Annotated in this window: 11 protein-coding genes; all 11 read left to right on the forward strand. The window is 59.2% G+C overall.

The window, feature by feature from the left end; all coding sequences use genetic code 11:
* Positions 1 to 16: 16 nt before the first annotated feature.
* The 11 genes from ACYZTX_RS12800 (at position 17) to ACYZTX_RS12850 (ending at position 14,135) form a co-directional block, all read left to right on the forward strand.
* Positions 17 to 1,435, forward strand: coding sequence for an aminotransferase (locus tag ACYZTX_RS12800; RefSeq protein ID WP_462034332.1), 1,419 nt, complete (start codon positions 17 to 19; stop codon positions 1,433 to 1,435).
* On the forward strand, positions 1,432 to 2,346 hold the full coding sequence (locus ACYZTX_RS12805; RefSeq protein WP_462034333.1) for a helix-turn-helix transcriptional regulator: 915 nt from the start codon (positions 1,432 to 1,434) through the stop codon (positions 2,344 to 2,346). Before ACYZTX_RS12800 ends, ACYZTX_RS12805 begins: the two co-directional genes overlap by 4 nt.
* A 133-nt stretch (positions 2,347 to 2,479) precedes the next feature.
* The gene (locus tag ACYZTX_RS12810; protein ID WP_462034334.1) at positions 2,480 to 3,577 is read left to right on the forward strand and encodes a polyamine ABC transporter substrate-binding protein; all 1,098 of its coding nucleotides are present in this window, start codon (positions 2,480 to 2,482) and stop codon (positions 3,575 to 3,577) included.
* Between the two features lie 228 nt (positions 3,578 to 3,805).
* Positions 3,806 to 4,597: an enoyl-CoA hydratase/isomerase family protein gene (locus tag ACYZTX_RS12815; RefSeq protein WP_462034335.1), complete on the forward strand. Its 792-nt coding sequence runs from the start codon at positions 3,806 to 3,808 to the stop codon at positions 4,595 to 4,597.
* 23 nt (positions 4,598 to 4,620) lie between these two features.
* A complete protein-coding gene (locus ACYZTX_RS12820) occupies positions 4,621 to 5,781 on the forward strand; it encodes an acyl-CoA dehydrogenase family protein (protein ID WP_462034336.1) in 1,161 nt (386 codons plus the stop codon).
* An 18-nt stretch (positions 5,782 to 5,799) separates the two neighbouring features.
* A complete protein-coding gene (locus ACYZTX_RS12825) occupies positions 5,800 to 7,887 on the forward strand; it encodes an acetate--CoA ligase family protein (RefSeq protein ID WP_462034337.1) in 2,088 nt (695 codons plus the stop codon).
* Positions 7,888 to 7,925: 38 nt separating this feature from the next.
* The gene (locus ACYZTX_RS12830) at positions 7,926 to 8,627 is read left to right on the forward strand and encodes an NAD(P)H-dependent oxidoreductase (RefSeq protein WP_462034338.1); all 702 of its coding nucleotides are present in this window, start codon (positions 7,926 to 7,928) and stop codon (positions 8,625 to 8,627) included.
* A gap of 21 nt (positions 8,628 to 8,648) precedes the next feature.
* Positions 8,649 to 9,284 carry a TetR family transcriptional regulator C-terminal domain-containing protein gene (locus tag ACYZTX_RS12835; protein WP_462034339.1) on the forward strand — a complete coding sequence of 212 codons (636 nt, stop codon included), beginning with the start codon at positions 8,649 to 8,651 and terminating at the stop codon, positions 9,282 to 9,284.
* Between the two features lie 110 nt (positions 9,285 to 9,394).
* Positions 9,395 to 10,120, forward strand: coding sequence for a winged helix-turn-helix domain-containing protein (locus tag ACYZTX_RS12840; protein ID WP_462037030.1), 726 nt, complete (start codon positions 9,395 to 9,397; stop codon positions 10,118 to 10,120).
* A gap of 197 nt (positions 10,121 to 10,317) precedes the next feature.
* Positions 10,318 to 11,952 (forward strand): 5-guanidino-2-oxopentanoate decarboxylase, encoded by a 1,635-nt coding sequence (locus ACYZTX_RS12845; protein WP_462034340.1) that lies wholly within the window; start codon positions 10,318 to 10,320, stop codon positions 11,950 to 11,952.
* Between the two features lie 176 nt (positions 11,953 to 12,128).
* Positions 12,129 to 14,135 carry an aminotransferase class I/II-fold pyridoxal phosphate-dependent enzyme gene (locus ACYZTX_RS12850; RefSeq protein WP_462034341.1) on the forward strand — a complete coding sequence of 669 codons (2,007 nt, stop codon included), beginning with the start codon at positions 12,129 to 12,131 and terminating at the stop codon, positions 14,133 to 14,135.
* Positions 14,136 to 14,145: the final 10 nt, after the last annotated feature.

The raw sequence follows: 14,145 nt of genomic DNA on the forward strand, positions 1-14,145 counted from the left end.
CGATAAGGAAGCGTTCATGCCGATTTCAAAACAAGCGTTTTTGACTCCTGCAGAGCAGGCGAAATTGACCAACGCTGACAAGGCGCATTACATGCATGGATATCATGTGTTCGATGACCACAGGGAAATGGGCGCTCTGAACATTGTTGCCGGTGAAGGCGCTTACATCTACGACGCCGACGGCAATCGATTTCTCGATGCGGTCGGCGGAATGTGGTGCACCAACATTGGCCTTGGCCGTGAAGAAATGGCCGAAGCCATCGCAGACCAGGTTCGTCAGTTGGCCTATTCAAATCCCTTCTCCGATATGGCCAATACGGTCGCCATTCGCTTGTGCGAGAAACTGGCAAGCCTGGCACCGGGTGATCTGGATCACGTTTTTCTGACCACTGGCGGTTCGACGGCGGTGGACACCAGCTACCGGTTGATTCAGTACTATCAGAACTGCCGTGGCAAGCCTGAGAAAAAGCATGTGATCGCGCGTTTCGGCGCCTATCACGGCTCGACTTGCCTGACGATGTCGATTGGCAACAAAGCGGCGGACCGGGTCCCCGAGTTCGATTATGTCCACGACAAGATCCATCACGTTTCCAGCCCCAATCCTTATCGTGCACCGGATGGCATGAACGAAGCGCAACTGCTCGAGTTCCTGGTGCGCGAGTTCGAGGACAAGATCCTGAGCATCGGTGCGGACAAGGTCGCCGCTTTCTATGCCGAGCCGATCATGGGCTCCGGCGGTGTAATCATTCCGCCAGAAGGTTATTTGCTGCGGATGTGGGAGGTCTGCCAAAAGTACGACATTCTTTTTGTCGCGGATGAAGTGGTGACTTCCTTTGGTCGTTTGGGCAAGTTCTTTTCCTCCTGCGATGTGTTCGGTGTGCAACCCGACATAATCACCACCGCCAAAGGCCTGACTTCTGCGTACCTGCCACTGGGGGCTTGCATATTTTCCCGGCGCATCTGGGACGTGATCAGCGAGCCAGGCCAGGGACGCTGCTTCACCCACGGGTTCACGTACAGCGGGCACCCGGTGTGCTGCACGGCGGCGCTGAAGAACATCGAAATCATCGAGCGGGAAAACCTGCTGGCCCATGTCGATGATGTTGGAGACTACTTTGAACGGCGCCTGAAGACCCTGGTCGGGCTGCCGCTGGTGGGTGATGTGCGCTGCAAAAAATTGATGGCCTGTGTTGAGTTCGTCGAGAACAAGAGCACTAAAAAACTATTCCCAGAGGCATTGAACATTGGCGAGAAAATCCATCTGCGGGCCCAGTACAAGGGTTTACTGGTCCGGCCGATCGTGCACCTCAACGTGATGTCACCACCGTTGACGATCAGCCATGCACAGGTCGATGAGATCGTTGAGACGCTGCGGGAATGTATTCTCGAAGTCGCCGTGGAGCTTCAATGCAGTGGTGAATACGCCGGGCAATGAACCGCAGCTTCGCAACTTTGCACGGGGAGGGGGTAATCGCTAGACTGGCCCGCATGGAATCATTGGCCCCCCCTCACTCGATCACTCTGGCATTGCATGCGCTGCACCAATGGCATGTTGAACTTGAGCGCGCGTTCACACATGCCGCAGAGCCCGATGCACTTCGGCATCTGGTGGTGGCGTTGACGGCGCTGGCGCCGCTCGAGTCGGTCATGATCAGCCTGGAGCGCAAGGATTGCCCTCCCAGGTTGCTCTATCAGCATGGCATTCCCGAGCAGCACCTGGACGCCATCCTCAATCGCTACTTTTCTGTGGGCTATTTGCTCGATCCGTTCTGTCTGGCGGTGGACAGTGGTCTTGCGCAAGGCTTTTATTCGTTGGCCGAGATTGCCCCTGACAATTTTTTCGACAGCGACTACTACAAAACCTATTACCTGAATCTGGGCTGCACCGAAGACAGTTATTACATCGTCAACCTGGATGACCAGAGCAAGATTTCCGTCAGTCTTTTCCAGGGCATGGGTGCCAGCAGCTTGAGCGCCGACCAGTTGAATGTGCTGCGGGCCGTCGAGCCGATGGTGCGTTTGTTCCTCAGCCAGTGCGGCTACATCGACCGGCAACGCCATTCAATCATTGCGGCCGGCGAAACCGCCGCGCAAACGGCGTCGACCGCGCTCAACCAGCGCATCCAGGTGGCGATGCAGCAGTTCGGCTGTGACGTGTTGACCGAGCGCGAACGGGAGGTTGCGCACATGGTATTGCGCGGGCACTCGATCAAATCCACCGCTCGGGAAATGGGCATCTCGCCCGAGACCGTGCGCATGCACAGGAAAAATCTGTACGTGAAGCTGGGCATCAACTCGCAGTCGGAGTTGTTTGCGCAGTTTATCGAGTGGTTGCAGAAAGCTTAGCGCTGCCTTGGCAAACGGATTCTATCGGCACAAAAGTGCACCTACCCATTTGGAGTATGGTGCGGTTCCCTCAATGGCTAAATAGTAGAGGCGCACGCTTCCTTCAGAAGAAAACACCAACAGGTGAACAACAATGCGAACTGCGCTTGCCATCCTTTCCAGTCTTTTGATTTTCCCCTTGTGCTCGGTGACTCATGCGGCGGAGGCGGATAACACGCTTCGCATTTACAACTGGTCGGACTACATCGGTGAAAACACACTGGCGGACTTCCAAAAGGCCACCGGAATCAAAGTCATTTACGACACTTTTGATGGTTACGAGACGGTCCAGGCCAAACTGCTCACCGGCCACTCCGGCTATGACTTGGTCATGCTTAACGCTTCGCTCGTTCCACCCTTGATCAAGGCGAACGTGTTCCAGCCGCTGGACAAGAAACAGTTGCCTAGCTGGAATAACCTTAACCCGGAGATTGTGCAAAAGTTGCAGACTTACGATCCGGGTCTCGTCTATTCGGCTCCTTACACTTGGGGCAGCAATGGTGTGACGTTCAACGTCGACATGATCAAGGAAAGGATGCCCGATGCGCCGGTCAGTTCATTGGCGATGCTCTTCGATCCAAAAGTTGTTTCGCGATTCGCCGATTGCGGCGTGACCTTGCTCGACGCCCCCACCGAAGTCATTCCCCTGGTTCTGCAATACCTTGGACGTGACCCGCAAAGCGCTTCTGCCGAGGATCTTAAAGCCGCGCAGGACGTGCTGTTGGCGGTACGCCCGTACATCAAAAAGTTTGACTCGGTGAGTTACCTCAATAGTTTGCCCAACGGCGACACTTGCCTGGCAATGACCTGGTCGGGTGACGCAGCAACCGCTCAGGCGCGGGCGAAAGAGGCAGGGCTCAAGACGGAGTTGTCTTACTTCGTGCCCAAAGAAGGTTCGCTGATCTGGTTCGATGACCTGTACATCCCGAAAGACTCAACGCATGCCGCTAATGCACACAAGTTCATCGAATTTATGTTGCAGCCACAGAACATGGCCGACGTCACCAACCTGATTCACTACGCCAACAGCAACTCGGCGGCGACCGCCTTAGTCGATGCGGATGTGCTTGCCACCCCGGCTATCTACCCCGATGACACGACACGTCAGCGCCTGTTTGCGCAAAAGACACATGACGCGCAGGGCATGCGGGCAATCACCCGGGTGTGGAATAACGTGAAAACCGGAAAGTAATACAGACTCGCTCCCACGGGGAACGGGGAGGGAGTTGTTCGAAGATGTAACAACTTCCATCCTCGTCATCTTCTATTTCTTAAAAAGTTATCAATTAATCAATGAGTTAAGTCCTGCGACAAGCGTCGCACGACTTTTTGCACGGGATTGCCGCCTTACTGAACAGTTGTTTAGTATCGGCTGCAGTTCTACACCCGCTGTTCAAAAACAATAAGATGAGGGCCTTTCATGACTTCCCATTCGACACTGCTGAGCCGGGTTGAAAACGGCATCGCCTGGGTCACTCTCAATCGCCCAGAGCAACGCAACGCGTTGGATATTCCGACCCTCAAGGCATTGATCAATTTGCTCGACCAGCATGATACCGACCCTGGGGTCCGGGTACTGGTGTTGAGCGGTACTGGCAAAGGCTTCTGCGCTGGCGCCGATGTGGCCGAATGGGCCGATGCTGAAAGCCGCGGCATTCTCGAAAGCTATGGCTGGACCGAGACAGCCCACACCTTGATGAACCGCCTCAATGGTTTCAGCAAACCGACCATCGCCGCCATCAACGGCATCGCCGTGGGCGCCGGGATGGACTTGACCCTGTCCTGCGATTTTCGCCTGGCAGCCCGGTCGGCGCGTTTCAAGGCTGGCTACACCAGCCTGGCCTACTCGCCGGATGCGGGCGCGAGCTGGCACCTGCCACGTTTGATCGGCGCCGAACAGGCCAAGCGTCTGCTGTTCCTCGACGAAATCTGGAGTGCCGATCGCGCGTTGGCCGTCGGGTTGGTCAGCGAAATCTGCGCCGATGAGCAGTTGCTGAGCAGCGCCGCCGAGCTGGCGATGCGACTGGCCAGCGGCCCGACGTTCGCCTTCATCCAGACCAAAGTCCTGATCCGCGACGGTGCCCAACGCAGCCTCGCCGAACAGCTTGAGGCCGAACAGGCCGCTGGTTTGCTCTGTGGTCGCAGCCACGACGGCGCCGAAGCCCTCAAGGCTGCCGTGGAAAAACGCTCGCCTAATTTTATCGGCCGGTAATCGAACAGAAGGTACTGATAGCCATGAATTTCCAACTGACTCAAGAGCAGGACATGTTGGTGGATGCGGTGCGTCGTTTTGTCGAGAAAGAACTGCTGCCCCACGAAGAAGCCGTCGACCGAGCCGATGCCGTGCCGCCGGAACTGGCCGCACAGATTCGCGCCAAGGCGATTGCCGCGGGTTTCTATGCCTTCAACATGCCCGAGGAAGTCGGCGGTGGCGGCCTCGATTATCTGTCCCAAGCATTGATCGAGCGCGAGCTTTCCAAGGTGTCGTGGGCGCTGCACGTGTTCGTCGCGCGTCCGTCGAAGATACTCATGGCCTGTACAGGCGCGCAGATCGAGGACTATCTGTTGCCGTGCGTGCGTGGGGAAAAGATCGACTGTTTTGCCCTGACCGAACCGGGCGCTGGCTCGGACGCCAATGCGATCAAGACTCGCGCCTTGCGTGACGGCGATGACTTCGTGATCAACGGCAGCAAGCACTTCATCAGCCACGCCGGGCATGCCGACTTCGCCATTGTTTTCGCGGTAACCGATACCTATGAGCATAACGGCCGCAATCGCAACGCCGTGACGTCCTTCCTGGTGGATCGCGACACACCGGGGATGACCATCCGCCGAGGACCGAAATGCGTGAGCAACCGTGGTTATCACACCAGTGAGATCTTCTTTGACGATTGCCGTGTACCGGCGTCCAAGGTGCTGGGTGAGGTTGGCAAAGGCTGGGACGTTGCCAATGCCTGGTTGACCGCGGGACGGGTGATGGTGGCAGCCAATTGTGTCGGTCAGGCGCAGCGCGCGCTGGACGTGGCACTGCAATGGGCGGCGGACCGTAAACAGTTCGGTCAGGCCATCGGCACTTACCAGGGCATCTCGTTCAAACTGGCGGACATGGCGACCGAAATCCGCGCCGCTGAATTGCTGGCGTTGCACGCAGCCTGGAAAATGGACCAAGGCACCATGACTGACGGCGAGGCCGGCATGGCCAAGTTGTTCGCCAGCGAGGTATTGGGCCGGGCTGCCGATGAGGCGGTGCAGATTTTTGGTGGCATGGGTCTTATGGACGAGGGGCCGGTAGAGCGTATCTGGCGCAACGCGCGGATCGAGCGGATCTGGGAAGGCACGTCGGAGATCCAGCGCCATATCATTTCCCGCGAGCTGTTGCGGCCGTTGTTGCGCTGATTAGTCGAGGAGGGTCCCATGTCAATCAGAGACAATCTCAAGCGCTTGCTATCCCCGCGTCATTTGGCGTTCGTTGGCGGGCGCAGTATGGCGCGGGCGTTCAAACGCTGCGCCGACGGCGGTTTTCAGGGGCAGATGTGGCTGGTCAATCCGCAGCACGAAAGCCTTGACGGCATTCCGTGCGTGGCATCGATTGCCGACTTGCCCTGCGGGCCGGATGCGGTATTTATCGCCACCAACCGCGAGCTTACGCTGAACTGTGTCGCCGACTTGGCGGTCAAGGGGGCTGGTGGCGCGATCTGTTATGCCTCCGGCTTCGCTGAAACCGGCGAGCAGGGGCAGGCTATGCAGGCGCAACTGTTGCAAGCCGCTGGCGACATGGCGCTGCTCGGGCCGAACTGTTATGGCTTGCTCGACTACCTGCACAGCGCCGCGTTGTGGCCAGTGGCCCATGGAGGTAAGTCCGTGGAGAAGGGGGTCGCGGTGCTGACCCAGAGCGGCAACTTTGCCTACAACCTGAGCATGAGCGATCGGTCGCTGCCGTTGGCCTACATGGCGTCGGTGGGCAACCAGGCGCAATTGGGCGTGGCAGAATTAATGGATGTGCTGCTCGACGAACCGCGTGTCACGGCCATTGGTTTGCACCTTGAAGGGCTGAAGAATGTCCCCGGTTTTGCCCGCGCCGCGCATAAGGCGCTGGAGAAGGGTATTCCAGTGATCGCCCTGAAAACCGGTGTGTCGCAGATCGGCGCCGAACTGGCATTGAGTCACACCAGCTCCCTGGCCGGTTCAGATGCGCTGTACGACAGCCTGTTCGAGCGTCTCGGCGTGATCCGTGTCAGCGGGCCGGTGAGTTTTGTCGAAACCCTCAAGGCAGCGGCCTGTGGGCGTTTGCCGGCAGGTCCTCGCCTGACGGCGCTGGCCTGTTCCGGTGGCGACGCGGGGTTTATCGCCGATTACGCCGAACGCAATGGCCTGAAGTTGCCTGGGTTTGACGACAGCCAGCGCGCTGAACTGGCGCAGGTGTTGCCGAGCTACGCCAACCTGGTCAATCCGCTGGACTTCACCACGGCGATCTGGGGCGACCGCGACGCCCTGGAAAAAATGCTCGATAGTGCTTTGCGCACGCCCTCGGATGCGGCACTGCTGGTATTGGATTATCCTGCCGAATTCACCGGTGAACGTAAGGAATGCGACTTGCTGCTGGAGTTGTATTGCGAGCTGCTGGAACGGCATGGCAAGACCGGTGTGGTGGCCTCGGCGTTCCCCGAATTGCTCCCGGCCGTTGCTCGTGATCGACTGCATGCCCGCGGCGTGGCAGCGCTGCAAGGGATAGAAGATGGCTTGGCTGCGTGGGGGCGAATCGCCCGATACCAGACGCACCGTCAGGCGTTACTGGCCAATGGTGAATCGGCGCTGGCGCCGATCTGTCCGGATGCGCCGATGGCTGAAGGGCGGTTGCTGAATGAGTGGCAGTCCAAACAGGCGCTGCGTCCGTTTGGACTGCCATTGCCCGATGCGCGCCTGTGCAGTCCGGAGCAGGCGCTGGACGAAGCACTCAGCCTGGGTTATCCGCTGGTCCTCAAGGTGGTCAGTGCCGACCTGCCGCACAAGACCGAAGCCGGCGGGGTCGACCTCAACCTGAAAGACCAGGCGGCTTTGAAGTCAGCGCTGGATACCATGCGAGGCAGCCTCGCGAGGCATGCACCGGGGTTGGTGTTCGATCAGGTTCTGCTCGAACGCATGGCGCCGCCACCCATGGCTGAATTGATCGTCGGGATCAAACGCGAAACCGGCTTCGGCCTGGCGCTGGTGATGGGTGCTGGCGGCATTTTGGTCGAGCTGCTCAAGGACAGTCGCAGCCTGTTGCTACCGACCACCGACCAAGCCATTCACGAGGCGCTGCTGGGCCTGCGCTGTGCGCCGTTGCTCACGGGTTTTCGAGGTGGGCCAGCGGTGGATATGCCAGCAGTAGTCCGCGCGATTCGTGCGGTGGCGGATTACGCCTGCGAGAACGCCGAGCGGTTGCTGGAGCTGGATGTGAATCCATTGCTGGTCAATGCCGAAGGCGCTGTGGCGGTGGATGCACTGATCCGGCTGGCCTGAACACTGACTGAATCATCGATTGCCATAAGGCTGCTCAAATGAATGTTCTGATACTGCACGCCCATCCCGAACCGCAATCCTTCACCAGCGCTTTGCGCGGTCAGGCTGAGCAAACCCTGCAAGCTTTGGGTCACGACGTCCAGGTCTCCGACCTCTACGCCATGAACTGGAACCCGGTCGCCAGCGCCGAGGATTTCTCCGACCGCGACAACCCCGACTATCTGGTGTACGCGCTCGAACAGCGCCTGGGCGTCAAAACCAAAAGCCTGGCCGCGGACATCCAGCAGGAGCTGGACAAGTTACTGTGGGCTGACCTGCTGATTCTTAACTTTCCGATCTACTGGTTCTCCATGCCTGCCATCCTCAAGGGCTGGATCGACCGGGTGCTGGTATCCGGCGTTTGCTACGGCGGCAAGCGTTTTTACGATCAGGGCGGGCTGGCGGGCAAGAAAGCGCTGGTCACCGTGACCCTTGGCGGACGCGAGCACATGTTCGGCGAAGACGCGATTCACGGCCCTCTGGAGGATATGCTGCGGCCACTGCTGCGCGGCACGCTGGCGTATGTCGGCCTGGACGTCCTGCCGCCGTTTGTGGCGTGGCATGTGCCTTACATCAGCGCCGATGCCCGCGAACAGTTTCTGGTTGATTACCAGCAGCGCCTGGAGAATCTAGAGCAGGATTCGCCGCTGGTCTTCCCGCTCCTGGCGCAGTTTGACGAGGCGCTGTATCCGATCCGTTGATTTCAAGAGGGCAGGAGCACCATGGCCGAGGAAGCGCGTTTTCTGCGAATGGACCCCGAGTTACGCAAGGCCAATCTGGTGGCCGCCACGCTGACGTGCCTGAAAAAGTACGGCTTTGTCGGGACCTCGATCCGCAAGATTTGCGCTGAGGCCGGCGTTTCGGTGGGGTTGATCAGTCATCACTACGCCGGCAAAGATGAGTTGGTGGCCGACGCCTATTTGCAGATCACCGGTCAGGTGATGGGACTGTTGCGCGAGTCCGTGGCTGCGTCGGGCAGCGGCGCGCGACAACATCTCTCAGCGTTCTTCGAGGCATCGTTTTCCGCGCGCATGCTCGATCCGGAACTGCTTGAAGCCTGGCTGGCGTTCTGGGGCGCGGTGAAAACTGCCGACGCCATTAACCGCGCGCACGATCATTCCTATGGCGAGTACCGGACCATTATGGGTGACGCCTTGACTTTACTGGCCCAGGAGGAGGGCTGGGAGTGTTTCGACAGCGGTCTGGCGGCCATCGGGTTGAGCGCCTTGCTGGATGGCCTGTGGCTGGAATGTGGGCTCAATCCCAGCACGTTCACCCCGGCCCAGGGCATGCAAATTTGTGAGGCGTGGGTCGATGGCCTGCAAATGGGCGGGTACCGACGTTTCATTCAGCACTGACGTCGGCTTGTTGATCAACTGTTCAGTAGGCGCTACAGTGCCGTTCTTCGCGCTTCGTAAAAATCCAAAAATCGGCCGTTCGCGGCACGAACAGGAGCCAGATCATGAAGGTGATGCCGTGCGTGCTGGTGGTGAGTGAAGACCCGCTGATCCGTGAACCGTTACAGGCTTTTCTGGCCGGGGAAGGGTATGAAGTCCACTGTGCCGACACTGCCGATCAGGCCGATGTTTGCCTCAATTGTTTTCCGGTGGGGCTGGTGTTGCTGGACGTGCATTTGCAGGACAGCAACGCCTTGACCCTGACTCGCCAATGGCGAGAGCGTTCGGAGGTCGGGATTATCCTGATCGGTGGGTGTTGCGATGACGCCGGACGTCTCGCGGGCCTGGAATGCGGCGCCGATGATTACCTGACCCAACCCCTGACCCCACCTGAGCTGGTCACGCGCGCCCGAAATCTGCTGCGTCGCGTGCACCACGCCCAATTGCTCGCGCAACCCGCGGTGCAACCCGATGCGCACCTCAAGCGTTTTGCCGACTGGACCCTGGACACCGACCGCCGCCGACTGAAGGCCTGCGACGGTCGCGAAACCCTGCTCAGTCATGGCGAATTCCAGTTGCTCAATGTATTCATGCGCAACAGCGGTCACACCTTGAGCCGCGACCAATTGATGGACCAGTTGCGCAACCGTGAATGGCTGCCCAACGACCGTTCCATTGATGTGCTAGTGGGGCGTCTGCGCCGCAAACTGCATGATGATCCGGCCGAACCGGAATTGATCATCACTATTCACGGTGCAGGCTATCTGTTTACCGCCGGTACATCGCTGGCGGCCTGAGCATGCGGGAATGTACGAAGATGTAACACTCGTCAGCCGGTTATCTGCTGCAGCTCAATAAACTCTATTTAAAACAATCAATTAACGAGTTTTTGTGAAGTGTTTTCGCGCTTAAGTAAAAGCTTGCCTCGCTATTGAACGAGTGTTTAATATCGACGCAATCCTCCATCACTCCAAAACAAAAAACGAGGGCTAGCATGAGCTCCCAATCGACCCTGCAACCTTTTTCCTCGAGTCTCACCGGCGGCCAGGCACTGGTTCGTTTGCTGGCTAATTACGGTGTCGACACCGTGTTCGGTATTCCTGGCGTGCACACTTTGGAGCTCTATCGCGGCCTGCCTGGAAGCGGCATTCGTCATGTGTTGACCCGCCACGAGCAGGGCGCCGGGTTCATGGCTGACGGTTATGCTCGGGTCAGTGGCAAACCAGGCGTCTGCTTCATCATCACCGGCCCTGGCGTCACCAACGCGTCGACCGCTATCGGCCAGGCCTACGCCGACTCGATTCCGATGCTGGTGATCTCCAGCGTCAACCACACCGCCAGCCTCGGCAAAGGCTGGGGTTGCCTGCATGAAACCCAGGATCAACGGGCAATCACAGCACCCATCACTGCGTTTTCGGCGGTGGCCCTGAGCACTGACGATCTACCGGAACTGATCGCCCGCGCCTTTGCCGTGTTCGACAGTGAGCGGCCACGGCCGGTGCATATTTCGGTACCGCTGGATGTGCTGTCCGGGGCAATCAGTCGTGACTGGAGCGCAGAAGTGGTGCTTCGCCCCGGGCGCGGTCTGCCGGAGGCTGGCGCGCTGGATGAGGCGTCCCGGCGTTTGCGAGAGGCCAGGCGTCCAATGATCATTGCTGGCGGCGGTGCATTGGCGGCGGGTGCCCAGTTGCAGGCATTGAGCGAACGTCTCGCCGCGCCGCTGTTCACCAGTGTTGCAGGCAAAGGTCTGTTGGCCCCGGATGCGCCGTTGAATGCCGGCTCAAGCCTCTGCGTTCAAGCCGGTTGGGACTTGATCGCGCAAGCGGATGTGGTGTTGGCCGTCGGTACTGAAATGGCCGATACCGATTACTGGCGGGAGCGCCTGCCGCTGAGCGGTGAAGTGATCCGGGTTGATATCGACTCACGCAAGTTCAACGATTTCTATCCTTGTACCGTTGCCTTGCACGGCGATGCCCGGCAAACCCTCGGGGCCTTGCTGGCACGCTTGCCTGACGAGGCGCGCGATACCCGTGAAGCGGCGACGGCAGTGGCGGGTTTGAAGGCAGCTATCCGCAGCGGTCACGGTGAATTACAAACGATCCATCAACACATACTGGACCGCATCGCCGCCGCGATGCCCGCCGACACCTGCATCAGCAGTGACATGACCCAACTGGCCTACACCGGCAACTACGCGTTCGCCAGCCAGAGTACCCGCAGTTGGCTGCACCCCACTGGCTACGGAACCTTGGGTTATGGCTTGCCAGCAGGCATCGGTGCGAAATTCGGCGCACCGCAGCGGCCTGGTCTGGTGCTGGTGGGGGACGGCGGTTTTCTTTACACCGTGCAGGAGTTGGCAACCGCTGTCGAGGAACTGGACAGCCCGCTGGTGGTGCTGCTCTGGAACAACGACGCACTGGGGCAGATCCGCGACGACATGCTCAGCCTGGATATCGAACCGGTGGGTGTGCTGCCGCGCAATCCGGATTTCGCGCTGTTGGCTAAAGCATTCGGCTGCACGGTGCACGAGCCGCAAAATCTCGACGAACTGGAGCGCGATCTGCGCCGCGGTTTTACCCATGGCGGCGTGACCCTGATCGAGCTCAAGCACGCCTGCGCTTGCCAATAAACCCAAGAAATCTCGTACTGAAACACGGCTCGACTGTCGTGAAAACGACCTGTTTACGCTGAACGCGAAGCGTCACGACTTTTCTATTGAACGACTGTTCAGCTTCGACTATGTTGGCCCCACCACCCCCGGTTGGTTGCGGGCTTGCGTTTCTTCCATTCGAACGAGGCACTGGCATGCGGTTTTCACCCTTTGTTGAGCGGATTTCAGGTGATGGCGTGGCCGCTTGGGATATTCACAATGCGGCGTTTGACGCCCGACGCCGCGGCGAAGATGTGATCATCCTCAGCGTTGGCGATCCGGATTTCCCCACCCCCGATTTCATCACCGATGCGGCGATCCATGCGTTGCGTGAGGGCGACACCCACTACACGGAAATCGCTGGTCGCCAGGCCTTGCGCGAAGCCATCGCTGCGCGGTACAGCGGGTTGTTCGACCGTGAGCTGCAAGCGTCCAATGTCATCATCGTTGCCGGGGCACAGAACGCTCTGTTTGCGACCTCGATGTGCCTGCTCAATGCTGGCGACGAAGTGATTGCCCTGGACCCGATGTACGTCACCTACGAGGCAACGCTGAAGGCGTCCGGCGCGACGCTGGTCCGCGTGCCATGCTCGGCGGACGCAGGTTTCAGGCTTGATGCCGCCGTACTGGCCAAGGCCATCACCCCACGGACCCGGGCCATTTTCTTTTCCAACCCAAACAACCCCACCGGCGTGGTGCTCAGCCGCGAGGAGCTGCAAGGCATCGCCGACCTCGCCATCACCCACGACTTGTGGGTGGTGGTGGACGAGGTTTATGAGAGCCTGACGTTTGAACGTGAGCACCTCAGCCTGGCGGCCTTACCAGGCATGGGCGAACGTTGCGTGGTGATCGGCAGTCTGTCGAAATCCCATGCGATGACCGGTTGGCGCACCGGCTGGATCGTCGCCGACGAAGCGATGGTGGCCCATGCCGAAAATCTGGTGCTGAGCATGCTCTACGGCTTGCCCGGTTTTGTCATGGAGGCCGCGCTCAAGGCGGTGCAGACCCATGAGGAAGTCACCCACGGCATGCGCGAAATCTATCGCCATCGCCGCGATCTGGTGGTGGCCGGTCTATCGGATTGCCCAGGGATATCAGTGCTCAACCCCGATGCCGGCATGTTTGTGCTGGTGGACGTGCGTGGCACCGGGCTGACCTCGCTGGAATTCGCCTGGCGCTTGTTGCGCGAGGCGGGTGTATCGGTGTTGGATGCGGCCGCTTTCGGTGAGCCAGCACAAGGTTTTGTGCGACTTTCGTTCACCCTGGGTGAAGAAAGACTGGCCCAGGCCTGCCAGCGCATTCGCGATTTTGTCCTGGTGTTGAAAGGCGAAGCGCACAGACCCGTGATTGCGCGGGGCATTACCAGCGCAGCGGCGGTTGAGCCGGTCGCGGCCAAAACCATGATCGAAGTCGATGGCCTGCACAAACGCTTCGGCAATATCGAGGTCCTTAAGGGTGTTTCGCTGACCGCCCGCGAAGGCGATGTGATCTCCCTGATCGGCGCCAGCGGCTCGGGCAAAAGTACCTTGTTGCGCTGCATCAACATGCTCGAAGTGCCGGACCAGGGTCGCATCCTGGTGGATGGTGAAAGCATTCACCTGAACTTCGATCGTCCCGGCGCACCGCTGGTGTCGGACGCCAAACAACTTGTGCGTATTCGTTCGAGCCTGGGCATGGTGTTCCAGAACTTCAACCTCTGGCCCCATCGCACGGTGCTGGAAAACCTCATCGAAGCGCCAACGCAGGTCCTGCGTGAAAGCCGTGCCGAAGCCATTGAGCGGGCTGAAGCCTTGCTTGAACGCGTGGGGCTTGCGGCCAAGCGCAACGAGTACCCGGCGTTTCTCTCCGGGGGACAGCAGCAACGGGTGGCCATCGCCCGCGCCCTGGCTATGCGACCTAAAGTCATGCTGTTCGATGAACCCACCTCGGCACTCGACCCGGAACTGGTCGGGGAAGTGCTGCGGGTGATCCGCTCCCTCGCCGAAGAAGGCCGGACCATGATCCTGGTGACGCATGAGATGGCTTTTGCTCGCGATGTGTCTTCCAAAGTCGCTTATTTGCATCAAGGGCAAATCGAAGAAACCGGTTCGCCGGATGAAGTGTTCGTACACCCACGCAGCGAACGTTGCCGGCAGTTCGTCAACGCTCATCAGACTCGCTAACGCATTATAA

The sequence above is a fragment of the Pseudomonas sp. MDT1-17 genome (assembly GCF_054898105.1).